Origin of the sequence: Pseudoalteromonas pernae (assembly GCF_039831865.1) — a bacterium.
GTDB lineage: Bacteria > Pseudomonadota > Gammaproteobacteria > Enterobacterales > Alteromonadaceae > Pseudoalteromonas > Pseudoalteromonas pernae.
The window spans coordinates 472,714-498,628 of sequence record NZ_JBDODM010000001.1 but is presented as its reverse complement, the minus strand read 5'-3'; the positions used below and the strand labels follow the sequence as shown (position 1 = coordinate 498,628).

The window sequence follows — 25,915 nt, the reverse complement described above, 5'->3', positions numbered from 1 at the left end:
ATTGCTACACCGATATGGATTAAGTGTAGCAATGGTTAAAGACAGAGTTGTTACTCTTCGTCAGGAAAATATGGGTAGATTCGGGCAATGGTAAAAATAATAGCGACAAAGGTGATGCCTATTAAACCAAACACCTTAAAGTTGACCCAAAAATCTAACGAAAAATTGTATGCCACATAGATATTTAGCGCGGCAATAACAGCAAACAACACAACCCAAAACGCATTGAGCTGCTCCCAAATTTTATTGGGCACTTCAATTTCCGCATTACCGCTCTCACCTTGTTTTTCTGATACGGACTTCAACAGTCCTGTGAGAGCTTTCTCAACTAAATTTTTCTTGAATATAAAGCGAGAAACCAGCAAAGAAAGCGCCAAGATGGCATAGATGAAGGTGGCTTTCCATTGAATGAAATGTTCATCACGGAACAAGATGGTCATGGTGCCAAGCACGAGAGCAATAGCAAAGAAGATATAATGACGTTTTGGTACGCTACCTTCTTTAAAATAGGCATAAGCAATTTGAATAGCGCTGGCAACAACCAGTATACCCGTCGCCCAATAGATATCGACGAGTTTATAAACAGCAAAAAATAAGATTAAAGGAATATATTCAATTAGGGTGGCCATAGGACTGTCCATTACTACATATAGCAGATGTTTTACCAGTATCTTGCTTGTATCTCAAGGCCATAGCCATCAACTTAAATAGCTAGTCATGCTGACGGGTTAAATATCATGCTAACGCCGTTAAAATATTCTATATGCGCCGACATGTATGTGAGGGCACAGCGGCGTTTGGTTTGACTTTTTTTGCGCACGCTTTTAGGCTGCGCGCCTTCTTGGTTTTTAGTAGGGATAAAAGTGAACAAAAAACAGCTTATTGATGCGATGCATACGCACAGTGGTTTAAGCAAAAAAGAATGCACGGTTGCGCTTGGCGCGATGCTTGATGCAATTACGCAGTCATTACATGAGGGCGATGCCGTATTTATCCCAAAATTTGGCAACTTTTCATTGAGTTATCACCCCGCCAAATTAGGTAGAAATCCGCAAACGGGTGAGCAAATTGAAATTGAAGGACAAAATAAAGTGGCCTTCAAATGCGCAAAAGCACTTAAAGACCACTTGGCAGATTAATTAGGCTTTCGTTGCTGCTTTCATGTGTGTACAAAATGCGCGTAGTTCATCACACATTTTTGTGTTGTCTTGTAAATTCTCAGCAATAATTTTCACCACGGCAGAGCCGCTGATAGCACCAGCTGCTCCGCTTGCTAATGCATCTTTGACATCTTGTGGTGTACTTATACCAAAGCCCAGTAGCGCTGGAGCAGCATGATATTCAGTGAGCTTGGTTATCATTTCCCCTGGTGGCATCTGGGCTTTTGTTTCTGTGCCGGTTACGCCCGCGCGTGAAAGCAAATAGGTGTAACCGCGACCATAAGACGCACATTGACGTAACGTCTCATCATCTGCGTTTGGTGTGGCGATAAAAATAGGCTCTATTCCGCAACTCATTGCAGTTCTGCGAAATAATTTCGACTCATGTAATGGCACATCGGCAACCAAAATTGAATCTACGCCTGCGTCCTTGGCGCTGCGGTAGAAGTTTTCAATGCCCTTGGCTATTACTAGGTTTGAATAAAGCAATAGACCGATGGGGATATCCGCATTGTAATTGCGGATTTCTTTGATGATGTCAAAGCACACATCGGTAGTGATGTTTTGCGCAAGCGCACGAATATTCGCTTGCTGAATCACTGGACCATCCGCTATTGGGTCAGAAAACGGGATCCCTAGCTCCAGCGCATCGGCACCGCCATCAATTAAACTTTTGATGATTTCTATACTTTGCTCTTTGCTTGGGTCGCCGATGGTGACAAAAGGAACAAACGCGCCTTCACCTTTTTCGTGAAGGGTCGCAAACATTGCACTATAACGACTCATTACTCATCTCCTCGCGCCTGCAAAACCGTGTGTACGTGCGCAAGGTCTTTGTCCCCACGGCCACTTAAGTTAACCACTAAAATTGTGTCTTCTGTTTGTTGTTCAGCATACTGCAGGGCATAAGCCAACGCATGGCTTGATTCAAGCGCAGGAATAATACCTTCATTACGGGCTAATGCCTTAAACGCATCAAGCGCCTCATCATCGGTGATCCCCACATATTGCGCGCGGCCAGTTTCATGCAAATATGCATGCTGTGGACCCACGGCAGGATAGTCTAAGCCCGCTGAAACAGAGTAAGACTCTTCAATTTGTCCTTGCTGTGTTTGCATGATGTAGGTGTATGCACCATGTAAAATACCTTTTGTGCCGCGGCACAAGGTCGCGCCGTGTTCACCGCTATCAAGTCCTTTACCTGCAGGTTCTACGCCGATGAGCTTAACGCTGGGCTCGTCGATAAAATCGGTGAACATACCAATGGCATTGGAGCCACCACCCACACAGGCGATAACGGCATCGGGTAATCGGCCCTCAGCTTTGAGTACCTGTTGTTTAGCTTCTTCACCAATCATTTTTTGGAATTCTCGTACCACGGTTGGGAATGGGTGTGGACCGGCAGCGGTACCCAGCAAATAATGCGCGGTTTTATAATTGGCCGACCAGTCGCGCAATGCTTCGTTTACTGCGTCTTTAAGTGTGCCAGAACCTGCGGTGACAGGAATAACTTCAGCTCCCATCAAGCGCATGCGAAATACGTTAGGCTGTTGACGCTCGACATCTTTTGCACCCATATAAATGCGGCACTTTAAACCGAGTAGCGCACAGGCTAGGGCGGTTGCAACACCGTGTTGGCCGGCACCTGTCTCGGCGATGACTTCCTCTTTGCCCATACGTTTGGTTAACAAGGCTTGGCCCAATACCTGATTGGTTTTGTGTGCGCCACCGTGCAGTAAATCCTCACGCTTTAAATACAATTTTACCTTTGGGTTTTTAACCAAATTGCGGGTAAGCGTCAGTGGCGTTGGGCGTCCAGCGTACTCATTGAGTAGCGCATGAAACTCTTTTTCAAATTCTGGGTCTTTTTGTGATTTATTAAATTCACTTTCGAGTTGCTTTAAAGCGGGTACCAATAATTCTGGTACGAACATACCGCCGAACTCGCCAAAATAGGCTGGATTTTTCATAACTTCCTCAATAATTCCGTATTGCTGCGAAGGCAGCGTCAATCTTATTCTTACATTTCTTGCCAGGTGCGCTTTCCACACCTGAATTTAAATCGAGTCCTTGGGCGCCTGCATCTCTAGCTATGCTCACATTATCTGGGTTCAGACCCCCGGCGAGCATAAATGGGGCATTAGCACCTTGTAGCAATGTCCAATCGAACTGTTCGCCCGAGCCTCCTTTGGCATGAGGCGAGTAGGTATCGTACAAGATGCGATCTACGCCATTTAAAGCGCTGGGCAAAGCCTTATCTACGGCCTGCGCTTTCCAAATTTGACAGGTGATGGGCAGCTTATTTCGCAACGTCTGGATATACTCTTGGTTTTCGCTTCCGTGCAGTTGTACAGCTGCTAGTTTGAGTTGCGCTGCATAATCACTGACTTGCTCAACTGGCGCATCAACAAATACGCCGACAAATTTAAGTGAAGCACTGTCAACAATGGCGCGAGCACAATCAAAATCAACGTAACGTGGGGATTTGTGGTAGAAGATCAGCCCACCATACACAGCACCGGCTTGATATACCGCTTGTGCGTCTTGTACTCGGGTTAAACCGCACACCTTGTTGTCACCTAAGATCAGGCTTCTACACGCTGCATCTAAATCTTGTTGAGCCATCAAGGAGCTGCCTACCAAGAAGCCATCACACAGCGGGCTCAAACGTTTTACATCTTGATGGCTGTAGATTCCAGACTCAGAAATAACAACCTTACCTTCAGGAATAAGCTTTCGAAGCTGCTCGGTTGTCGCTAAATCCGTGGTCAAATCGCGTAAGTTACGGTTATTGATACCGACAATTTGTGCATCGAGCTCCAGTGCGCGGGTGACCTCTTCCTCGTTGCTTACTTCGGTTAAAATAGCCATATTCAATGATGTAGCCACTGTAGCTAGCTCACGATAGGTGTCGTCATCGAGTACAGACAGCATCAGCAAGATAGCATCACCGCCGTAAAGTCGCGCTAAATACACTTGATATGGGTCGATAAAAAAGTCTTTGCAAATAAGTGGTTGGTCAACAAGTGCGCGCACTTTTTGGAGGTACTCAAAACACCCTTGGAAATACTTTTCATCGGTTAACACACTGATACAACTAGCGTAATGTTTATAAACCGAAGTGATTTCTTCTAAATTGAACACATCACGGATCAAGCCTTTAGACGGTGAGGCTTTTTTGCATTCGAGGATGAAGCTAGTCGGCCCGTCACTCAATGCTTTATAGAAATCGCGTGTGGTGGGAACCACTTGGTCGATGAATTCAGACAATGGTCGCGCTTGTTTACGCGCAGCCACCTCAATGCGTTTATCCGCAACTATTTTTTCTAATACATTAGCCATGACTTACCTCTACAATGGCATTGAGTGTGTTCATTGCAGCACCGCTTGCTAACACATTTTTGACTGCTGCTGCCGCGTCTTTAAAAGAGTCGGCTTTGTTGTTAATAACCAGAGCTGCTGCAACATTGGCGATAATAGCAGCGTTGTGCGCATCAGTTCCTTTGCCAGATAATATATCTTGCGCTGCCTTGGCGTTGTAGTCTGGTCCGCTTCCCGCTAATTCATCAAGTGAAAACTTTGCAAGTCCAAAATCTTCTGGCGACAATGTGTACTCGTTAATTTCACCATTTTTTAGCTCAGCCACCTGCGTTGTGCCGTGCAGCGCAATTTCGTCAGTCCCCGCGCCATGAACGACCATAGCGCGCTCACATCCAAGTCGTTGCAGCGTTTTCGCCATAGGTAAGCACAGCTTGGCATCATATACACCGAGAAGCTGAGCTTTAGGTTTTGCTGGGTTAGCAAGTGGGCCTAGGATATTAAACACAGTTCGGGTTTTTAACGTTGTACGAACGGCCATCGCGTGTTTTACACCACTGTGGTACAGGGGTGCGAATAGAAAAGTGAAGCCAGTTTGTTCCAGTAAATAAGACGCTTGCTCAGCTGACATGTCGATGTTAATGCCTAGGCTCATCAGTAAGTCAGACGAGCCTGAATTACTCGATACACTGCGATTGCCGTGTTTAACCACATTTAAGCCACACGCTGCAGCGACAATAGAAGCTGTGGTGCTTACATTGATGGTGTTTGCACCATCACCGCCTGTGCCACACATGTCGATTAAGCCTTGTGCACAGGTAACAAAAGGGACTGCGTTTTCACGCATGGCCGCGGCTGCTCCAGCAATTTCTTCGCTGCATTCGCCTTTTATTTTTAAAGCAGTTAACAGCGATGACAGCGTGATGTCATCAACTCGACCTTGCATCACTTCGTTGAAGACGGCTTGAGACTCTTCAAAGCTTAAGTTTTGTTGATTATATAATTTAGTTAACGCATCCATGGTCAATCCTCTGCCGTCAAATAGGCCAAACTTTGTTTCAGTAATACTGCGCCATGTGGCGTTAAAATGGATTCAGGGTGAAATTGATACCCCAACACTTTGTCTTGTTCATGGCTAATGGCCATCGGCATACCTTGATAGTGTGCAATGACGCGAATACACTGAGGAACATGGGTTGCTACAAGAGAGTGGTAACGCGCAACTACGAGCGTGTCGCCAAAACCCTCAAGGGCAGGGTGCGACTCGAGGTTCACGGTCGATGATTTACCGTGCACGGTTTCGTTGGCATGACCCACCACACCACCATAAGCTTGCGTCAATGCTTGTTGACCAAGACAGATCCCAAGCATCGGGAATTTACCTTTACACAACTCAATGAGCTCCATTAAGCAGCCCGCGTCGCTTGGTGCACCCGGGCCGGGTGAGAGCACCAGAACCACAGGTTTTGTTTCTGCACACATGCGCTCAAAAATGGTGCGCGCATCTACCGTGTTGCGATAAACCACGAGTTCTTGATTAAGCAACGCAAATTCATCGACCAAGTTATAACTGAATGAGTCGACATTATCTAAGAAGTAAATCTTATAATTCATGCTTTTGACTCCTGGCTGTTGCTAACTTCTTGGCTTGAGCTGGTGGCAATTGCACGTAACACCGCACCGGCTTTAGCTCGTGTCTCATCGGCTTCTGCCTGAGGATCTGAGTCATAGACAACGCCAGCCCCTGCTTGAACATGCGCTAAACCGTCTCTCACGAAGGCGCTGCGAATAACAATACAAGAGTCCATTGAGCCATCTCCGGTGAGGTAACCCACCGCACCGCCGTAGCTTCCGCGGCGTTTTTTCTCTACTTCACGAATTAATTTAGCGGCGCTGACTTTAGGTGCGCCAACAAGAGTACCCATGTTCATGCAGGCTTGATATGCATGTAGGGCATCTAAATCCTCTTTTAGTTGCCCAACAACACGAGAAACCAGATGCATAACATGCGAATACCTGTCTACCTTGAGCAACTCTTTAACATGGCGTGTGCCTGGCTTGCTGATTCGGGCCACATCATTACGAGCAAGATCCACTAACATGATGTGCTCTGCACACTCTTTAGTGTCGTTACGAAGGTCTAATTCGATGCGCGAATCGAGATCTAAATTCAAGCTACCGTCGGCATGCTTGCCGCGTGGGCGGGTGCCTGCTATCGGGTAAACTTCAACTTGATTGGTTTGCGCACTGTATTTCAATGCCGATTCTGGAGAGGCACCAAATAAACTAAATGATTGGTCACGAAGATAAAACATATAGGGACTTGGGTTTTGTTCTTTTAGTTTGGCGTAGGCATCAAGCGGATTTACACAAGGTAGAGTGAAGGTTCTAGAAGGAACAACTTGGAAAATATCTCCATCTACAATGTGTTGTTTAAGTGCCACGACCTGACTTTTGAATTCTTCATCGGAAATATCCACGTGGGCATTTAATTCGCGTTGTGTGTCTGGGGCGGGGGTGTATTCGCTGAGCTCGTCACACAAAGCGTTGAGGCGTTCTACTTTTTGTCCAACTTCAAAGCAATTAGCGTGCACTTGTGGGCCGTTAAATACATTGCCAATAATTTCCGTACTTTGCTGCTGGTGGTCAACAACCACTAAGGTTTCCGCTAGATAAAACACATAGTCAGGGCAGCTGTTGTCTTTGGTCGGTACATCGGGTAACTCTTCGGCGTTCGCGACCATGTCGTAACCCATCACACCGCCAAGGAACAAGGCAAATGGGTTATCCGTGTTGTTACTAATGCGGGTGATACATTGGCGCAGAGTATCAAACGCGTTCGCAGCTTTAAGTTTGGCGTGTTCGTCAACAGTGCTGTCGATTTCACCGTACTGTACATGGAGCTCATCATCGCTCAATTCACAGCTGGCGTTGTTTATGTGACTGCGCAAATAAGGCAATAGCTGAGCCCCATTGTTACTAAGAGCTTTGACGATGACATGCTTGCCGTTGCATTCAAGACGAAGCGCGGCATCAACTAACACAATACTCTTAAGGTTTTCTTTGGAGTCAATTTCTGCAGATTCTAACAACAGGGCATTAGCGTTATCCGTCTTTGCAAACAAGCTCAGCGCCGAGGGAATATACTCCCTTCGTAAACTGATGCTGGTTACCTGACCGGCTGTTGTTGAAATGTGACTAAAAATCATAAAAGGTCCTCATTCCCATATAATCAATCACTTAAGCACACAGTCTTACAAAAATTACTGCATGTTGAGTATAAAAGTTACAAAAAAACCCGCTGACTTAATGTTAAGCCGCGGGTTGCAAAATGCTCAGCCATGACGAGGCCCACCCGCTATATCGAGTGCCACCACCAAATAATCATGTTGTTTTTAGACTGAGTCATCATCGTTATCATTTACCAAAAATTAAGTACAAAAAAACCCGCGGGATGTGCGGGTTTGTATCAGTTTAAGTAGCAACAGCCACGACTAATTCCACCCGCTAGTTCGAGTGCCACCACCAAGTGATATGAATTAGGTTTGCTGTGTTCATTTATTTTTCTTAACACTGATTTAATATGTCACTTAGTAGACCCCACACAGGAACGACTGTCAACCCTTTGGGTAAGAAAACTTTATTGCCACCAAAATCAGCATCAATGGTACACTGACATCCTTAAAACTATTGCAGCGACAGAGATAAAACGTGATTAAATATGACCTCCACAGTCACAGTACCCATTCGGACGGAAAATTAAGCGTTGAAGAACTTGTGCAACGTGCCGCCGAAAAAGGCGTGAATGTGTTGGCCCTGACCGATCACGACACGGTTGCTGGTATTGCACCTGCGAAGCAAGCAATCGCGGATTTAAATTTAGACTTAGAACTCGTCCCTGGTGTTGAAATCTCGACCCGATGGCACAGTTTTGAAATCCATATTGTTGGGCTGCAAGTCGACACGCAAGCTCCGCAGTTACTTGATTTGTTGGGTGAACAGCAGCAAAAGAGAAGCGAACGTGCACTTAAAATCGGTGAACGTCTTGATAAGGCTGGCTTTCAATCGACTCATGAAAAAGCCATGTTATTGGCCGAGCGTGCTCAAGTGACCCGCGCGCATTTTGCCCGAGTCTTGGTTGAGCAAGGTGCTGCAAAAAGTGTTCAAGGCGTTTTCAAAAAATACCTTAGCCGTGGTAATACTGGATACGTGCCAAGCACCTGGTGCGATATGCAAACAGCCATCGATGCAATACATAGTGCCGGCGGCCAAGCGGTACTAGCACATCCAGCACGGTATAAAATGTCGAATAAATGGTTGCGTAAGTTGATTCAAGAATTCAGTAGCTTGGGTGGCGATGCAATGGAAGTGGCGCAAACCCAGCAAGCACCTTGTGAACGCCAGTTTTTAGGTCAGTTAGCGCGCGAGAATAACTTGTTGTGTTCACAGGGATCAGACTTTCATTTTCCTTTACCTTACATAGAATTAGGAAAGAACCTATACTTACCTAAAGACTGTGATGGCGTATGGCAGCGTTGGCAGTAAATAACAATAACTAAATAAAGGAATGTCATGAGTCAGTTTTTTCATATACATCCAGAAAATCCTCAGCACCGCTTGATAACGCAAGCGGTTGAAATTATTCGCCAAGGTGGCGTTGTTGTTTATCCAACTGATTCCGGCTATGCAATAGGCTGCAAGCTCGGTGAGAAGCAAGCGCAAGAGCGCATAACTCGTATTCGTGGCATTGAAAAACACCATAATTTTACCCTTATGTGCCGTGATTTATCTGAGTTAGCGACCTATGCTCGGGTTGATAATCAGATGTTCCGCCTCATTAAAAACAACACACCTGGACCATACACGTTTATCTTCAAAGGCACCAAAGAAGTGCCGCGCCGTGTGTTGAATGAAAAGAAAAAAACCATCGGTATTCGTGTATCAGACAACATCATTTGCCAAGCCATTTTGGCTGAACTGGGCGAACCAATGATGTCGTGTTCATTGATTCTACCTGGGCAAGAATTTACAGAGTCTGATCCAGATGAGATCCGCATGCAGCTGGAAAAGCACGTTGATGTGATTATCCACGGCGGTTATCTAAGCGAGCAAGCGACGACCGTCATTGATATGTCTGAAGGTGACATAGAAGTGTTGCGTGTAGGCTGTGGTGACCCAAGTCCATTTCAATGACTGAGCAAGCCTTAACTGAGCAACAAAAGCTCCCACTGGCATTTATTCGCGGCGAAGCCGTTATTGAAAAGCCAGAGGATTTGTATATCCCACCGGATGCCCTCGAAGTTGTTCTAGAGACCTTTGAAGGGCCCTTGGACTTGCTGCTTTACCTCATTAAAAAGCACAAGTTAGACATTCTTGAATTATCTATTTTCAGCATTACCGAACAATACATGAAGTATGTTGAGATGATGCGTGAATTCCAACTCGAATTAGCTGGCGAGTATTTGGTGATGGCGGCTTTGCTTGCGCAAATAAAATCGCGTTTATTGCTGCCTGTTCATGAAGAGCTCGAAGAAGAGGAAGACCCGCGCGCAGAGTTGGTTCGTCGACTGCAAGAATATGAGCAATTTAAGAAAGCTGCTGAACAACTTGACGAAATACCGCGCATGGAGAGAGACATATTTAGCGCTCATGCGTTAATTGAAGAGGATGCGTTGCCTTCACCTTTGTTTCCTGATGTCTCTTTACAGGACTTGATGTTTGCACTGAGTGACGTGATGGCAAGGGCAAAATCATTTGAGCACCATCACATTACTGCCGAGCAGCTATCTACCCGAGCGAGAATGAGCGATATCTTGTCTCGGCTTCAAGACGCTGAGGGTTATGTAGAGTTTGCTCAGTTGTTCACGATAGAGGAAGGGCGTGCTGGTGTAGTGGTTACTTTTATCGCTATTTTAGAGTTGACCAAAGAAGGGCTCATCCTTTGCCAGCAAGTAAACAGCGTATCTATCATTCATGTGCGTCTAAAAGAGCACAATGATGAATGAATCGCTTTGCCTTAGCCATGGGCTCTGCCATAATACGCGCTTACTTTGAGGTTACAGCATGACCAGCAGACGAATTAGTGATGAACAACTAGTCGAGCTGATTGAAGCCGCTATTTTTGTATCACCTAAGCCACTGACAAAAAAACAATTAAAAGAAACCGTCCTCAGTGACATCAGCGTAGCGCCAAAAAGAGTGAACGATGCACTTGAAGCCATCGAAAGTCATTATCAAACACGGGGCATACGTTTGGTCAAAGTGGGGTCGGGCTATCGTTTCCAAGCTTGCAGCAGTTTAAGCCCCTGGTTGAGTAACCTGTTTCAGGAGCGAGCACCAAAATATTCGCGAGCGCTGCTTGAAACACTTTCCTTGATTGCTTATCGCCAACCCATCACCCGTGGGGAAATAGAGCAAGTACGCGGTGTGACCGTAGCCAGTAACATCATGAAAACCTTGCAAGAGCGAGGTTGGGTAAAAGTGGTTGGCCATAAAGAAGTACCCGGACGGCCATCTTTATATGCAACAACAAATGAATTTTTAGACTATTTTTCTTTATCTGGGCTTGAGCAATTGCCACCGCTGCCAAAACAGCAACAGACCCAGATAGATAAGTTATTACATGATCCTTCTGTGAGAGAACCATCTGAATGAGTGAAAAGTTACAAAAAGTATTAGCGCGTGCTGGTGTAGGCTCCCGTCGTGAGATGGAGAAATACATCGAGGCAAACCGTGTCAGTGTTGATGGCAAAGTTGCCCGTTTAGGCGACCGTGTTGAAGCAACACAAACCATCCGTGTTGATGGGCACGTGGTCAAAATTGAGCAGCCGCAAGAACGTATTTGTCGCGTGTTGATGTACCATAAACCAGAAGGTGAATTGTGTACTCGTAAAGACCCTGAAGGTCGTCGTACTGTGTTCGACCGTTTACCACGAGTGGATGGCGACCGTTGGATTGCAATCGGTCGATTAGATATCAATACCTCAGGCTTACTTTTATTCACCAATGATGGCGAGCTTGCTAACCGTTTAATGCACCCAAGCTATGAAATTGAGCGTGAATATTCAGTTCGTGTTTTTGGTGAGGTGACAAACGATACGTTGAAAACACTCACCAAAGGCGTTGAATTGGATGATGGACCAGCCCGTTTCCACTCCATTAAACCTATGGGTGGCGAAGGCATCAACAAATGGTTCAACGTGACTCTCAGTGAAGGACGTAACCGCGAAGTGCGCCGTATGTGGCAATCACAGGGAGTAGAAGTGTCGCGCCTGATCCGTGTGCGTTATGGTCAATTAGATTTGAATAAGCGTTTGCCTCAAGGTGGTTGGGAAGAGCTTGAGTTAGCACGTGTAAATTATCTTCGTAAGAGCGTAGGCTTGCGTCCTGAAACACAAACCAAGCTAACCGTTGAGCAAATGCAGCCCAAGCGCAAAGATAAGCGCGCACAAGTTAACCGTATTCGTAAGGCGGTTAAGAAACACAATCAGCGTGTGCAACAGCACAAGAAACGCAGATAGGTGTTCAACTCAGAACAAATAAAAAACGCCGTTTGATACGGCGTTTTTTATTAATGGTCGCTGGGCAATTATTATTTGCTTTGTGCGTCCAATGATTGGCCATTTACGCCGATTGAGTCATCGCTCATAAGGTATAAATAGGTAGGCATTAAATCTTCCGGTGTCGCTAGCTTATCTCTATCTTCACCTGGGAACGCACTGGCGCGCATATTAGTGCGCGTTGCACCCGGGTTGATACAGTTAATACGAATATTGGTTTTGCCCACTTCTTTTGACCAAGTTTGCATCATGCCTTCGGTCGCAAATTTTGAGATTGAATACGCACCCCAAAATTCACGGCCTTCACGACCCACACCCGACGATGTAAAAATAATCGATGCGTTATCTGCTTTTCTTAGCACTGGGAACATGGCTTTGGTGATCATCGCCTGAGCGGTCACGTTTACTTTCATGATGCTCTCAAATGTCGATGAACAGAAATGTTCTAGTGGACCTAAGGAGCCGATGATGCTGGCGTTGTTTAACAGGCCATCTAGCTTACCAAATTGTTGCTCTATAGTTGCAGCAAGGTCGCGGTAGTTTTGCTTTGTGGCACCTTTGAGATCCATCGGCACAATAGCAGGTTGTGGGTAACCAGCGTTGACGATTTCGTCGTAAACACATTCAAGCTTTTGTGTTGTTTTTCCAAGCAAAATCACAGTCGCGCCGTGTTTTGCATAAGTAATAGCCGCCACGCGGCCGATGCCGTCACCAGCTCCGGTAACTAATATGACTTTTTGCTCTAAAGCGTTTGGACTTGCGTTGTAATTTTGCATAAGCTGCACCTAGCGCTAAATTTTTCACGAATTTTATCATAATCAATTTGCAAGTAATCGATTTATTACAAAATTAAGTGGCGAAAGGTACAAGTTTACGTTAAGTTAAACTGGTCTAATGTGTCATTAACGATTTTCTATCCTTTTGATTAACATTATTAAGCGCAGAACAATAAGAAAAGGTTTGGAGCCAACAAAATGAAAAAAATGCTACTCTCTCTCGCTGTAGCTTCTGCTCTCGCTGGTTGTGGCAGCGAAAAGACGCTAGAAGAAATAAAAACGGATACACCAACAGTAAAGCCACTCTCTACTGTTGTTTTTGATCCAAGTGCAGGCAAAATTTCTGTACCCAATGATTTGTTGTTTAGTGGCACAACAGATGGAACCTTAAATATTCCAGGTGAAGGCACTGATTACAGTAGCCCTCAACTTGCGCTTGGCGCATTAGACGGTTGGTCTACACAAACGCCTTACGCGATTGACCTAGCATTCCCTGCAGGTGTAAGCCTAGATGCTACTTCTGCTGCAACTCCAGGCAGTGTGCGTATTTTTGAAGTGGTGATGGGTGCAGACCAAAGTTCAGCAACGTGTGCAGCCGTACCAGCAGGTATCGCATGTGAATTTGTTAAAGAATTAACCTTTGGCGTCGATTTCATAACTCGTGGTAATGGTGATTCTGTTGCTGTTATTCCATTGAAGCCATTTACTCAAGGCCGCTCTTACATCACTACGTTGACAACGAGCCTCAAAGACAGTGAAGGTCGCTCAATTACTCCTTCTTCTACCTATGCCTTGGTGAGCGGCGAGACGCCGTTGGTGACGCCTGAACAAAAGTCATTACAAGCGGTTATTAACAGCTATGAAAATGTACTGGTCGGTAGCACAGATTTAAATAAAGATGACATCATTTACACTGCAGCGATGACGATGCAGTCAGCGGGTGAAGTCCTTAATACTATTAAGAGCATTTTGGCTGCGTCTTTACAAGAACCAAGCCTACCAACGCCAGCAGTAACCATTCCTGATCAGCCTTTAGTGACAGTTGGACAAGTATTCGCATCTCAAGGCATGCAAAATGTGCCAGTAGTGTTTAATGCTGTTAGCTACGAAAAAGGCAGTGTCCTTCTTCCTAACTACCTAAAGACGCCAGAAGGTAAAGAGTTATCAGATTTAAATGACATCTACTGGGAAGCGAACTGTGATAGCGCAGTAACTGTGTTAGGGTATAAAGCTCAAGTGGGTGAAGCATTCCCAGAGCAACCGCAAACGCCTAACGATGCATTATGTGCTGCGCTGAGCGGCGGTTTGCTTCGTGACCTCGGTCTTGATGACAAACGTCACCTCACCAAGTACAACAAAATTCCTAAAGTACAAAGCTATGCTAATGTACCAGTACAAATTACTAAGCCGGCTGATCTAAACACATTGAACGCTATTCGTGCGCAATTAGGTTTAGAAGCAATGGCAATGCCACAAGGCGGCTGGCCTGTGGTTATCTTGCAACATGGTATTACTCGTACTAAAGAAGACATGCTTGCACTTACGGGGGCATTGAGCCTGCAAGGTTTAGCTACTGTTGCTATCGATTTACCGGCTCACGGTGAGCGTGGTATTGACGTAGACAACGATGGTACTGATGATTTCAGTGCAACAACTAGCTCAATCCTTGCGTATATGAACCTGCAATCTCTTTTAGTTGGTCGTGACAACATCCGCCAATCAAGCGCAGATTTACTTGGTCTTCGCCTAGGTCTTAACTTCAGCGGTGACCCTGAGTTGAACACGCTGGACGTGAGTATGGGTGCGGTGTCGATGGGTTCAATCGTAGCGCCTTCGTTCTTGGCAACAACTAATACGGAACTAAACCCACAAATCGACCCACTATTCAAAGTGCACACAGCGGCATTGAGTAGCGGTGGCGGTGGTGCGGTAAGCATCCTATTGAATTCAGATACATTTGGTCCATTTATCCAAGGCTCGGTACTTTTAGGTGCTGGTTTAGATGAGTCAGCTGAATTTAGCGCCTTCTTACAAGACGGTGCACTGGCAAGCTGTGCGCAGTATGTTCAAGACCAAGAAGCCTATGTAACATGTAGTTTCCAAGCATTTATGGCGTCACTTCAAGCGGCAGGTGATACGGCAAGTATTGCAGCTATCGCGGCAACGATGACTGAATTCTCATTTGCTGCGCAAACAATTATCGATGCTGGCGACCCGACCAACTACGCAATGCGCGTAAATGCGCTTGGTACACCAACATTGACCACTGCGGTTGTCGGTGATGGTGCTGCAAACAAGCCGGATACCGTTGTGCCAGTGAGCGTTGCGACAAATCCAATCGCGGGTACTATTCCACTTGCGACCCTTATGGGCGCCCAAGTAGCCACTGAAACTAAAATGACTGCAGAGCCTTCAAGCTATTTAGTGCGTTATGCAAAAGGCCATCATGGTTCATTGCTGACACCTGCCGCTGATGCATCAGCGGGTGCAGATGCGCAAGGTAGTGCAGCTGCAAATGCAGAAATGCAACGTCAGTTTGCCACTTACTTAGCAACAAAAGGCACTGTTCTACCTATCGTAGATACCACTGTTATTGCTCAGTAATCTCTTATCGAGAGTTAAAAAGCCGTACCCTAGGGTGCGGCTTTTTTGTGTCTATAGGCTGTGTTACATTGCCTGCATAATTATGAAAGAGGACAAGCAGTGGAATATCTTTTTGAATACGGACTATTTTTAGCCAAGGCGCTTACGGTCGTTGTGGCAATCGGTGCAGTCATAGCACTTATCGTGGGGGCGAGCTCTAAGCCTAAAGGTAAAAGTGGCTCGTTGGAAGTGACTGATTTATCAGAGCAAATGCAAAACGTCAAAGACGACTTTCTCGCCAACACCCTTGATAAAAAAGAGTTGAAAGCGTTACACAAAGAGCAAAAGGCTGCGCAGAAAAACAACGAAGACAGCGCAACAAAAGGCAAGGTCTATGTCATTGACTTTAAGGGCTCCATGGATGCGCATGAAGTCGAAAGCTTGCGTGAAGAAGTCAGTGCGGTACTCATGTTGGCCGATAAAGAAAAAGACCAAGTATTGGTGCGTTTGGAAAGCGGTGGTGGTGTTGTCCACGGTTATGGTCTAGCGGCTTCGCAACTACAACGTATTAAAGCGGCTGAAATTCGATTGACAGTCGCAATCGATAAAGTTGCGGCAAGTGGTGGTTATATGATGGCTTGTGTTGCCGATGAAATTATTGCCGCCCCCTTTGCTATTGTCGGATCAATCGGTGTTATCGCGCAGATCCCTAACTTTAATAAGATCCTGAAAAAGAACGATATTGACTACGAACAAATCACTGCAGGACAGTACAAGCGTACACTCACTTTGTTTGGTGAAAATACCGATGACGGTCGTGCCAAGTTTAAAGAAGAAATTGAACAAACGCATACCTTGTTCAAGCAGTTTGTGGCCCAGAATCGTCCAAATATGGACTTGGATACAGTGGCGACAGGAGAGCATTGGTTTGCCTTAGACGCCAAAGACAAAGGCTTAGTCGACCGCATCAACACCAGTGATGATGAGCTCATTTCTTTGGCTAAAGAGCGACACGCATACAAATTAGCTTATAAGCGCAAGAAAGGATTTGCAGACAAATTGGCTAAGAACTTAGCACTGACTATCGAGTCTGTGGGGATGAGGCTGTGGAGCCAAACACAGCGGTTAAAGCCGTAGATATAAAGTAAATAAAAAAGCCCCGCATAGCGGGGCTTTTTTATGTCTTATTTACAGCGCAGTTAGCTTCGCGCTTTTGGTTTGTATTCTTCAAGCTCTTTGGCAGACTCTAAGTCGTTGAAAACGGCCTCGTCTAATTGACCTTCAGACTTAGCGACTACGAGAGTCACCATACAGTCACCAGTTACGTTAACAGCTGTACGGGTCATATCTAGAAGACGGTCAACCCCGATGATGATAGCGATACCTTCTACAGGTAATCCAACTTGGTTCAATACCATGGCCAACATAATCAAGCCAACGCCAGGCACACCAGCGGTACCAACAGAGGCTAGGGTGGCAGTTAGAATAACCATTAGGTAGTCAGAAATAGTTAAATCAACGCCGAATACTTGGGCAATGAACACCGTTGCACAGCCTTGCATAATCGCTGTGCCATCCATATTAATGGTGGCGCCAAGTGGTACGGTGAAAGAAGCTACTGAGTTGCTGGCACCAAGCTTTTTAGTTGCAGTTTCAAGGGTTACTGGCATCGTCGCGCTTGAGCTTGAGGTGCTAAAAGCAAATAAACACGTGTCTTTCATTTGCGCTAAGAATTTAACAGGGCTTAGACCTGTGAACACCTTAAAGATAATTGAGTAGTTCACTAAACCGTGTATTGCTAAGGCAACGAGTACAACACCAAAGTATTTAGCTAGACTTAAGATTAGGCCAAATTCTATCGTGGTAAATAGCTTCGCCATAAGACAGAACACACCGTAAGGAGCGATGTTCATCAGCAAAGTAACAAGCTTAAGAATAACATTGTTTAGGTCTTCAAATACCGCACTCAAACGTTGTCCGGCTTCCCCGCTCAATGCCATAGCTACGCCAAATAGAAGTGCAAAAACAATTACTTGCAGCATGTTGCCGCTTGCCATTGCATCAATTGGGTTAGTTGGGAACATACCTATGATTACCTGCGCCAACGTTGGTGCCTGCTTGGCATCAAATGAGGCATCAGAAGGTAATGTGATCCCTTCACCGGGATTGACAAGCAATGCGACGGTAATCGCCACTGTTATCGCTATGGCTGTGGTACTTAGATACAGTAGCAGAGACTTGCCACCCAGACGTCCTAACGTTTTTGGGTCGCTTAAACTACATGTCCCGCACACCAGTGAGACAAACACGAGCGGCACGACCAACATCTTCAAACTGGCAATGAATATTTGCCCGCCGATGTGGAACAACCCATCAACAAAAAAGCCCTTAATAGGCAATGCGAACAGTCCTAAATTGAGCAGTAATTCTTGTTCCCCACCGAGAATGGTTTTGAATAGGAAACCGGTAGCGATCCCGAGTCCCATACCAATCATAATGCGGCTGGTGAGGCTTAATGAACCTTTAGAAGACATAAACAACATTCAACTTGATTATAATATTTTGCTATAGCCTATCAGCGAAAAACTCTTAATGCAGCGAAAAACGATAACTTTTTTCAGAAATGGATACGTATTTTAGTAAGCTTGAGTTAATATTAAGTAAATAATTTAAAATAAATAAACGTTAGGGAGAGTTAAATGCGTTTTATTCGATTACTCAGCGCTGCTTTGCTAAGTATGTTTCTTGTCGCTTGTGGCGGTGGGGGAAGCTTGGGGGAGAGTGATGGTGGAGACACTGGAACAGGTGGTGATGGTGGCGGTAACACCGTTGTTACTTATAGTGTTTCGATTGAATTTGAAGATCGCATCGTCACCTTTGACGAGCCTTTAGAGATTTCTGCAACTGTTACTGCTTCCGATGGTAACCCGGTTGCAAGTCAGGTTGTATCTTTTGAAACATCGCTAGGTAGCTTTGACCCTTCAACGGGCACGGCTAAAACAAATGCTGACGGTGTTGCGACAATTATGCTTGAAGCTGGGACCGTTGAAGGTGCGGGAACTGTAGTCGCGAGCTATGAAGGTGCATCAGCTAAGCTGGGTTTTGAAACCGCAGGTGACGAACCAGTTAGTACCACTGACGGTGCTGAACTTAGTATCCGCATTCTACAAAACTGCCCGACGGGTTGGCGAAATGTAGACAGAACGACTGTGGAACTGGATCCTTCAGAGTGTGAATTTAACGATAACTTATCTTCTGAACCAGCTATTCTATTCGTAAAAGTAACTCGTGAGAACTCTTCTACACCAATTCGTGGAGCTGTAATTACCGGTTCTACTACAAAGGGGCGTATTTTAGAACAAGATGGTCAATCCAGAACTGATAACTTCGGCATAGCGTTACTCAATCTTTCTGCGGGTAACGACGATGGTACTGGTCAGGTAACAGTCAACGTTCTAGATGCGTCACAAACTGCTTCATTCGAAATCAATGCAGTTCAAGTAACTTTGAGCCTAGATACAGGCCTAGAAGATGGTGAGGTTTTAGCTGCTGGTTCTACTACGATAGTTACTGCTAGCCTTGCACTTTCGACTGGTGAAGTGTTTACAGTTCCTGTTGATGTTAGTTTTTCGTCTGCTTGTTCATCAGCCACACCGGCAACTGCTTCAATAGATGAAACTGTTACGAGTATTGGCGGTGTTGCAACAGCCACATATCGCGCAAATGGCTGTAACGGCAACGATCAAATTACAGCCACGTTAAGTACGGGCGAAACTGCATCGGTTACTCTTCCAGTTGCTGCTGCTGAAACGGGGTCGATCGAGTATTTGGGGGCGTCTGATGCTGTTCTTGCAATTAAAGGTACCGGTGGTCAATCATTAAAAGAAACCAGCGTGCTTTCATTCCGTCTTCTAGACGTTAATGGTAATCCAGTTCCCCAGCAAGAGTTGAATTTCGCTCTAGCTCAGAACCCTGGTGGCGCAACACTTGACAGCGCTTCCCAGTATACGAATAACTTAGGGGAAGCGTATGTTACCCTTCGTTCAGGCCTAACCTCAGGTGTGCTGAAAGTAAAAGCCTCACATGTTAAAGCGACAGGCGATACTGAAGAATTACTAACCTCTCTCTCTAATGGTGTAACTGTAACGACAGGTGTTGCTGACCAAAACAGCTTTACATTATCTGCTGAACAGTTAAATCCTGAAGCATTGAATCGAGCGAATGTTGTGGTTGACCTAACTGTACTAGCTGCCGACAAATATAACAATTTCGTGCCCGATGATACTGAGGTGTACATCACTACCGAAGGTGGAGCCGTAGGTACTATTGATGGCCAGAGTATGTCAGCGCAACTATTGTGCCGTACTGTTGATGGTGAATGTAGTGCTCAGTGGCGCAGTCAGAATCCGATTCCATATCATCACAGTATTTATCAAAATAGTGTTGGAGATAAATGTGACCGTTGGTTCGGTGAAGCTGCTCCTTGCACATACGGTATTCTTGAAGCACGACTTGATGCTGAAGGCAATTTAGAAAGCTATGTTGGTAGCGATGGCAATGATTTACCTTTAGATGAAGGTTACTTAGCACCAATTGATCGCCCTCTAGGTGGACGCTCAACGATCGTTGCTATTTCTAGTGGTGAAGAGAGCTTTGTTGATTTAAATAATAACGGCCGTTTCGACTCAGGAGAGTTCGACCCTGTGCTAGCAGACTTGTCCGAAGCATTCGTGGATAACAATGAAAACGGTGTTTTTGATGGTTCGACAGCACCAGGAAACCCTGTCGATTCAAATGGTGGAGAGAATGAGACATTCTTTGACAAAGAGTCTAATGATTCGATAGATGGTGAGTTCAATCTCGGAAACGGTGTTTATAACGGCTTATTATGCCAAGATGAAACCAACGACAATTGCTCAAGAGATTTGGTGGACGTTCGTGATAGCCTAGTAATGGTTATGTCAGGTGGCACAGCTTATTTTCGTGCAGTGACGCCGATGACAAATGATTGTCAGGAATCGCAATTCATTACACTTGAAGCGAGTGATACTGCGTATCAATGTGATATAAATTACGTAAGCATCACAGCAGATTCACCATACGCAATTATTTCTGTAAAGGTGTTGATGAGTGATGTACATAACAACCCATTACCTGCAGGTACAGAAGTAATTATTAGCTCTGACAACGGTATCGTTAGCGGCCTTACTAGCTTTGTTGTACCAAGTACGAATCAAAGAACTCCGTTATCTATGGGAATTACAATTTCGCGTGAAACCGAACCAAATAAAAAGTCTGTCGGCAGTCTTAGAATTAGCTACACGACTCCAAGTGGTTTGACTGGTGCACAAACACTAGTAACAATCGAAGATGATGGTTAATCCTAAACGTTAGTAATCAACAAAATGCCAACCACTCGGTTGGCATTTTTGTTTTTATTACTATATATTTGCGCTGCGTTAATATTTGAGTCAGTTTATATAGCTTGGACTGGCGGTCAAAACGAAGCCACAAAACGGTTAAAAAATCACTGATCGACTAAAAGTTTGGTGTAAAAGCTTGTAACAATAGGTGATTGTAGATATACCTATAATTATTCGTGCCCAGGACAAGGGCAGTCACAATACAAAAGAGATGGGTCAACTTAGACTATTATGGGCAAATCGCTAGTCATTGTAGAGTCTCCTGCAAAAGCAAAAACTATCAATAAGTACCTAGGCAAGGATTACATTGTTAAATCCAGCGTAGGCCACGTACGCGACTTACCGACGTCTGGTTCGGGTAAGGCAAAGGCTCCTGCGGGGAAAACTCCTGCAGAGGTGCGCAAAATGGCACCTGAAGAAAAGGCTGCGTATAAAAAGAAGCGAGACTACCAAAACCTAGTCGCACGTATGGGTATTGATCCTGAAAAAGGGTGGAAACCACATTATGAAGTGCTTCCTGGCAAAGAAAAGGTTGTTCAGGAACTTAAAAAGCTCGCTCAAGATGCCGACGAAATCTATCTCGCAACCGATTTGGATAGAGAAGGGGAAGCTATTGCATGGCACCTCGAAGAAATCATCGGTGGCGATAAAAGCAAATATAAACGCGTTGTCTTTAACGAAATTACCAAAAACGCTATTCAGCAAGCCTTCTCAGATCCAGGTGAATTGAACACTGACATGGTGCAAGCTCAACAAGCACGTCGTTTTCTCGACCGTGTTGTGGGCTTTATGGTATCTCCATTGCTGTGGCAAAAAGTGGCTCGAGGTTTATCGGCCGGTCGAGTGCAGTCGGTTGCTGTTCGCCTGTTGGTTGAGCGTGAACGCGAAATCAAAGCATTTATCCCGCAAGAATTTTGGGATATCCATGCCGATGTAAGTGCCAAAGCAGATGCATTGCGTTTATTAGTGACTAAGCAAAACGGCGAAGCATTTAAGCCTGTAAATAAAGAGCAGGCACACGCCGCGACCTCTGTGCTGCAAAACGCGCAGTATCGTGTTAGCGAAGTAGAAGAAAAGCCAAGCCAAAGTCGTCCGAGTGCTCCGTTTATCACGTCAACCATGCAACAAGCGGCGAGTACCCGTTTGGGTTATGGCGTAAAGAAAACCATGATGTTGGCTCAGCGACTTTATGAAGCGGGTTACATCACCTATATGCGTACCGACTCGACCAACTTGTCGCAAGACGCTATTTCCATGTGTCGTGATTACGTCGAACAGAATTTCGGTGAAAATTACCTACCGGAAAAGCCGAACGTATATAGCGCCAAGGGCAATGCGCAAGAAGCGCACGAAGCGATTCGACCTTCTGATGTAAAAGTACTTTCTGGGCATGTTGAAGGTGTTGATGCTGACGCGAAGAAGTTATACGAACTTATCTGGCGTCAGTTTGTAGCGTGCCAAATGGTGCCAGCGCAATACGATTTAACCACAGTGCGTGTTGCCGCAGGTGAATTTGAATTAAAGGCCAAAGGCCGAGTGTTGCGTTTTGACGGTTGGACACGTGTTCAACCGGCAGTGCGTAAAAAGAACGAAGAAGAGCAAGCCTTACCTGCGCTTAAAGTGGGCGATGAACTTGCGTTGGTAGAACTTGACCCGCAACAGCATTTCACTAAGCCGCCAGCGCGTTACAGTGAAGCAAGCTTGGTTAAAGAATTGGAAAAACGCGGTATCGGTCGTCCATCAACCTATGCGGCAATTATCAGTACCATCCAAGACCGAGGCTATGTGCGTGTTGAGAATCGCCGTTTCTTCGCAGAAAAAATGGGTGAAATTGTCACCGATCGTTTAGTGGAGAACTTCACTGAGCTAATGAACTACGATTTCACAGCGAAAATGGAAGAGCGTCTGGACGATATTGCTGAAGGCGAACGTCAATGGACCCAAGTGTTAGATAATTTCTACACAGATTTCAGCACCCAACTGACGGTTGCCAGTGGTGAAGAGTCTGAAGGTGGTATGCGCCAAAATCAGATGGTTGAAACGGATATCGATTGCCCGACGTGTGGCCGTAAAATGGGTATTCGTACAGCATCAACAGGTGTGTTCTTAGGTTGTACAGGCTACAACTTGCCACCCAAAGAGCGTTGTACTACCACCATGAACCTCACTCCAGGTGAGGAAGCGGTCAATGCTGATGAAGTTGAAGACGTTGAAACCTCAACATTAATGCAGATGAAGCGCTGCCCTAAGTGTGAAACTGCAATGGACTCATACTTAATCGACGAGGCGCGCAAACTGCATGTTTGTGGTAACAATCCTGGTTGCAGTGGCTATGTCATTGAGCAAGGTCAATTTAAGCTCAAAGGTTATGACGGCCCGATTATCGAATGTGACAAATGTGGCTCTGACATGGAGCTTAAAAACGGTCGTTTTGGTAAGTATTTCGGTTGTACTAACGAAGAATGTAAAAACACTCGTAAGCTACTGAAAAACGGTGAAGCAGCGCCTCCGAAAGAAGATCCAGTGCATTTACCTGAACTTGAATGTGAAAAATCGGAAGCCTATTTCGTATTACGTGACGGTGCCGCAGGTATATTCCTAGCAGCGTCTACCTTCCCGAAATCAAGGGAAACACGTGCACCTAAAGTAGAAGAATTACAGCGCTTTAAAGATCGTATTTCTCCGAAATTCCACTACTTAGCTGAGGCACCTGCACAGGACTCAGATGGTAATCCGGCCATTGTTCGTTTTAGCCGTAAGACCAAGTCTCAGTATGTGATGACTGAAGTTGATGGTAAGGCGACTGGATGGAAAGCCACGTTCGAACACGGCAAATGGGTCGTCGAAGACAAGAAAAAGGCACCCGCAAAGAAAGCCAAATAACCAAAAAAAGCCGCTCAATGAGCGGCTTTGTTATTCCCCTAGGCTTATTTAGTTAAGCGGTTATTTGATATCTACTTTCTCAACTGTTTGATAACCCGCTGCTGTCAGCTCGTCATTCACACAGTCTAAAACGTACTGATACAAGCTTTGCTCATCGATGTCATCTTCCTTGGCCCAGTCTAAGCACATCTGCGTGTACTCCTTGACTGTTTCTGTGGGGGCGACTGGTAAATCATCGCTCGCATAGGCATTCGTTAAGCTGATAGCAAATAACACACTTAAAAGTTGGCGTTTCATAGTTCATCCTAATGAGTGGAAACTGCTGCTATTTTTAGCTCAGGAATAATAATTATGAAAGTGAGATATTTTTATCGTTAAGATGAGTGTTTCGATCAGTGTAGGTGACTTGAGCTACACGTATGAGCAGAACAAATTATTTCTTAAAAGCGCAAGACTAACAGGCCGTTATGTTTTTCTAAGCAAAAAAAAGCACTCTATAAAGAGTGCTTGAGATGTCTCTAATGACAAGGGAATTAAATCGTTGCGAACCAACAACCAAAACCAGGAAGAGTGAGTGTGTTGCCTTCTAGTGAACCTGTTACGTGACTCAGCGAGTCCAAAATAACATTAGGTGTGCTGTGTAGGGCTATCTCAGCCGCACTCTCACTGAGATTGAAGTAACACAGTACGGTTTCACCTTGGTGGCTACGTTCAAACGCTAACACAGGCTCTGGCGTATCGATAAAGCGAATGTCGCCTTCAATTAAGCTTGGTTGTGTTCTACGCCATTGCATAAACTCTTGGTAAGCTTTAAGTGTAGAATTTGCGTCTGCTAGTTGGCTTGTTACATTGCGTTGCGTATGTGTGTCACTCACCGGCAACCAAGGTTTCGCGTCACTGAAGCCAGCATTGTCTTGTTGACTCCATGGCATTGGTGTACGACAACCATCACGCCCTTTAAAGTTTGGCCAAAAAGTAATGCCGTAAGGGTCTTGTAAGTCTTCAAATGCGACGCTTGCTTCACCAAGTCCTAACTCTTCACCTTGGTACATACAGACACTGCCGCGTAGAGAACCAAGAAGGGCAGTGAGCATTTTTACTTGCAAAGGCTTTACTTGGTTATCTGATGACCAGCGACTCGCCACACGCTCAACGTCATGGTTGCTAAACGCCCAACACGGCCAACCTTCGAGCATGCGAGACTCGAGTGTTTCAACAGTGGTACGGATGTATTCGCTGCTGTAATCATTGGTCAGTAACTCAAAGCTATAACCCATGTGCAACTTGTCACCACCCGAGGTGTACTCAGCCATTGTTGCCAGTGAGTCTTCAGAAGAAATTTCACCCAATGCAACAGTACCCGGATACTTATCCAATAGCGCGCGAATATCGCGCATAAACTCAAGGTTTTCGGGTTGTGTGTTGTTGTAGTAGTGATACTGGAAAGCGTAAGGATTGTCTTCACTAAAACCACGGCCTTGGCGTTTTTCTTTTGGCTTAGCCGGGTTGTCGCGCAGTTGCGCATCGTGATAGCAGAAATTAATCGCATCTAGGCGGAAGCCATCAACACCTTTTTTCAGCCAAAACTCGACGTTATCTAGTACGGCTTTACGCACATCTGGATTGTGGAAGTTTAGATCAGGTTGTTCCGTTAGGAAGTTGTGCAGGTAGTATTGACCTCTGCGTGGTTCCCACTGCCAAGCCGGCCCACCAAAGATCGATAGCCAGTTATTCGGTTGCGTGCCGTCTTCATTCGCATCTGCCCAGACATACCAGTCAGACATCTCATTATCTTGGCTTTGGCGGCTTTGAACGAACCAAGGGTGTTGATCGGATGTATGACTCAACACTTGGTCAATAATGATTTTTATATCGCGCTTATGCGCTTCGGCGATTAGTTCATCGAAATCATTCAAATTGCCGAAGATAGGATCGATATCACGGTAATCGCTGATGTCATAACCGAAGTCTTTCATGGGCGATTTGAAGAAAGGCGAAATCCATACGGCATCGACACCTAAGTCGTTGATATAATCTAAGCGGTTAATAATACCACGCAGATCACCAATACCATCCCCATTCGTATCCTGAAAACTACGTGGATAAATTTGGTAAATAACCGCACCTTTCCACCATTGTGGGTTCGCCATGTGTCACTCCAGATGAACTTATATTTGTTGTACAGGCAAAAGAATAAGGCATGGTGTAAACGC

Annotated in this window: 21 protein-coding genes; 10 read left to right on the top strand and 11 right to left on the bottom strand. The window is 45.4% G+C overall.

Going from position 1 to position 25,915, the window contains the following annotated elements; translation table 11 throughout:
• Nucleotides 1–50: 50 nt before the first annotated feature.
• The gene (locus tag V1358_RS02140; protein WP_347392442.1) at nt 51–629 is read right to left on the bottom strand and encodes an inner membrane-spanning protein YciB; all 579 of its coding nucleotides are present in this window, start codon (nt 627–629) and stop codon (nt 51–53) included.
• Between the two features lie 234 nt (nt 630–863).
• Here V1358_RS02140 and V1358_RS02135 point away from each other — a divergent pair, with 234 nt between their 5' ends.
• A complete protein-coding gene (locus tag V1358_RS02135) occupies nt 864–1,139 on the top strand; it encodes an HU family DNA-binding protein (RefSeq protein ID WP_347389190.1) in 276 nt (91 codons plus the stop codon).
• On the opposite strand, the gene trpA is transcribed toward V1358_RS02135, so the two are convergent.
• From trpA to V1358_RS02105, 6 genes are read right to left on the bottom strand one after another with little or no spacing between them, the layout of a single operon-like run.
• Nucleotides 1,140–1,946 carry a tryptophan synthase subunit alpha gene (gene trpA / locus V1358_RS02130; RefSeq protein WP_347392441.1) on the bottom strand — a complete coding sequence of 269 codons (807 nt, stop codon included), beginning with the start codon at nt 1,944–1,946 and terminating at the stop codon, nt 1,140–1,142.
• Nucleotides 1,946–3,130, bottom strand: coding sequence for a tryptophan synthase subunit beta (gene trpB, locus V1358_RS02125; protein ID WP_347389192.1), 1,185 nt, complete (start codon nt 3,128–3,130; stop codon nt 1,946–1,948). Before trpB ends, trpA begins: the two co-directional genes overlap by 1 nt.
• A gap of 7 nt (nt 3,131–3,137) precedes the next feature.
• Complete coding sequence (trpCF, locus tag V1358_RS02120; RefSeq protein ID WP_347392440.1) at nt 3,138–4,502, bottom strand: bifunctional indole-3-glycerol-phosphate synthase TrpC/phosphoribosylanthranilate isomerase TrpF; 1,365 nt, start codon at nt 4,500–4,502, stop codon at nt 3,138–3,140.
• Nucleotides 4,495–5,499, bottom strand: coding sequence for an anthranilate phosphoribosyltransferase (gene trpD, locus V1358_RS02115; protein WP_347392439.1), 1,005 nt, complete (start codon nt 5,497–5,499; stop codon nt 4,495–4,497). The genes trpCF and trpD overlap by 8 nt, the downstream gene beginning before the upstream one ends.
• Before the next feature lie 2 nt (nt 5,500–5,501).
• Nucleotides 5,502–6,092 (bottom strand): aminodeoxychorismate/anthranilate synthase component II, encoded by a 591-nt coding sequence (locus V1358_RS02110; protein ID WP_347389195.1) that lies wholly within the window; start codon nt 6,090–6,092, stop codon nt 5,502–5,504.
• Nucleotides 6,089–7,687 carry an anthranilate synthase component 1 gene (locus V1358_RS02105; protein ID WP_347392438.1) on the bottom strand — a complete coding sequence of 533 codons (1,599 nt, stop codon included), beginning with the start codon at nt 7,685–7,687 and terminating at the stop codon, nt 6,089–6,091. The genes V1358_RS02110 and V1358_RS02105 overlap by 4 nt, the downstream gene beginning before the upstream one ends.
• 502 nt (nt 7,688–8,189) lie before the next feature.
• Between V1358_RS02105 and rnm the strand changes: the two genes are divergently transcribed.
• Genes rnm through rluB form a run of 5 tightly spaced genes read left to right on the top strand, consistent with a single transcriptional unit; the run spans nt 8,190 to nt 11,998 of the window.
• Entirely contained in the window at nt 8,190–9,023 is an 834-nt protein-coding gene (gene rnm / locus V1358_RS02100) for an RNase RNM (RefSeq protein WP_347392437.1), read from the top strand.
• A 27-nt stretch (nt 9,024–9,050) separates the two neighbouring features.
• On the top strand, nt 9,051–9,671 hold the full coding sequence (locus V1358_RS02095; RefSeq protein ID WP_347389198.1) for an L-threonylcarbamoyladenylate synthase: 621 nt from the start codon (nt 9,051–9,053) through the stop codon (nt 9,669–9,671).
• Nucleotides 9,668–10,483, top strand: a complete 816-nt coding sequence (locus tag V1358_RS02090; RefSeq protein ID WP_347392436.1) for a segregation and condensation protein A — start codon at nt 9,668–9,670, stop codon at nt 10,481–10,483. Before V1358_RS02095 ends, V1358_RS02090 begins: the two co-directional genes overlap by 4 nt.
• 58 nt (nt 10,484–10,541) lie before the next feature.
• On the top strand, nt 10,542–11,132 hold the full coding sequence (scpB, locus tag V1358_RS02085) for an SMC-Scp complex subunit ScpB (RefSeq protein ID WP_347389200.1): 591 nt from the start codon (nt 10,542–10,544) through the stop codon (nt 11,130–11,132).
• The gene (gene rluB / locus V1358_RS02080) at nt 11,129–11,998 is read left to right on the top strand and encodes a 23S rRNA pseudouridine(2605) synthase RluB (protein WP_347389201.1); all 870 of its coding nucleotides are present in this window, start codon (nt 11,129–11,131) and stop codon (nt 11,996–11,998) included. Before scpB ends, rluB begins: the two co-directional genes overlap by 4 nt.
• Nucleotides 11,999–12,069: 71 nt before the next feature.
• Here rluB and V1358_RS02075 read toward each other — a convergent pair whose 3' ends face one another.
• The gene (locus V1358_RS02075; protein WP_347389202.1) at nt 12,070–12,813 is read right to left on the bottom strand and encodes a YciK family oxidoreductase; all 744 of its coding nucleotides are present in this window, start codon (nt 12,811–12,813) and stop codon (nt 12,070–12,072) included.
• Nucleotides 12,814–13,011: 198 nt separating this feature from the next.
• Here V1358_RS02075 and V1358_RS02070 point away from each other — a divergent pair, with 198 nt between their 5' ends.
• Together V1358_RS02070 and sohB are read left to right on the top strand one after the other, a co-directional pair.
• A complete protein-coding gene (locus tag V1358_RS02070) occupies nt 13,012–15,417 on the top strand; it encodes a VolA/Pla-1 family phospholipase (protein WP_347389203.1) in 2,406 nt (801 codons plus the stop codon).
• A 99-nt stretch (nt 15,418–15,516) separates the two neighbouring features.
• Complete coding sequence (gene sohB, locus V1358_RS02065; protein ID WP_347392435.1) at nt 15,517–16,533, top strand: protease SohB; 1,017 nt, start codon at nt 15,517–15,519, stop codon at nt 16,531–16,533.
• 62 nt (nt 16,534–16,595) lie between these two features.
• Here the strand turns inward: sohB and V1358_RS02060 are convergent, their stop codons facing one another.
• Nucleotides 16,596–17,930, bottom strand: a complete 1,335-nt coding sequence (locus V1358_RS02060; protein ID WP_347392434.1) for a dicarboxylate/amino acid:cation symporter — start codon at nt 17,928–17,930, stop codon at nt 16,596–16,598.
• A gap of 165 nt (nt 17,931–18,095) precedes the next feature.
• On the opposite strand from V1358_RS02060, the gene V1358_RS02055 reads away from it, so the two are divergent.
• A complete protein-coding gene (locus V1358_RS02055) occupies nt 18,096–20,777 on the top strand; it encodes an Ig-like domain-containing protein (protein WP_347392433.1) in 2,682 nt (893 codons plus the stop codon).
• A gap of 273 nt (nt 20,778–21,050) precedes the next feature.
• On the top strand, nt 21,051–23,702 hold the full coding sequence (gene topA / locus V1358_RS02050; protein WP_347389207.1) for a type I DNA topoisomerase: 2,652 nt from the start codon (nt 21,051–21,053) through the stop codon (nt 23,700–23,702).
• A 60-nt stretch (nt 23,703–23,762) separates the two neighbouring features.
• Here topA and V1358_RS02045 read toward each other — a convergent pair whose 3' ends face one another.
• A complete protein-coding gene (locus tag V1358_RS02045; protein ID WP_347389208.1) occupies nt 23,763–23,999 on the bottom strand; it encodes a hypothetical protein in 237 nt (78 codons plus the stop codon).
• A gap of 236 nt (nt 24,000–24,235) precedes the next feature.
• On the bottom strand, nt 24,236–25,852 hold the full coding sequence (locus V1358_RS02040) for an alpha-glucosidase family protein (RefSeq protein WP_347392432.1): 1,617 nt from the start codon (nt 25,850–25,852) through the stop codon (nt 24,236–24,238).
• Nucleotides 25,853–25,915 lie beyond the last annotated feature (63 nt).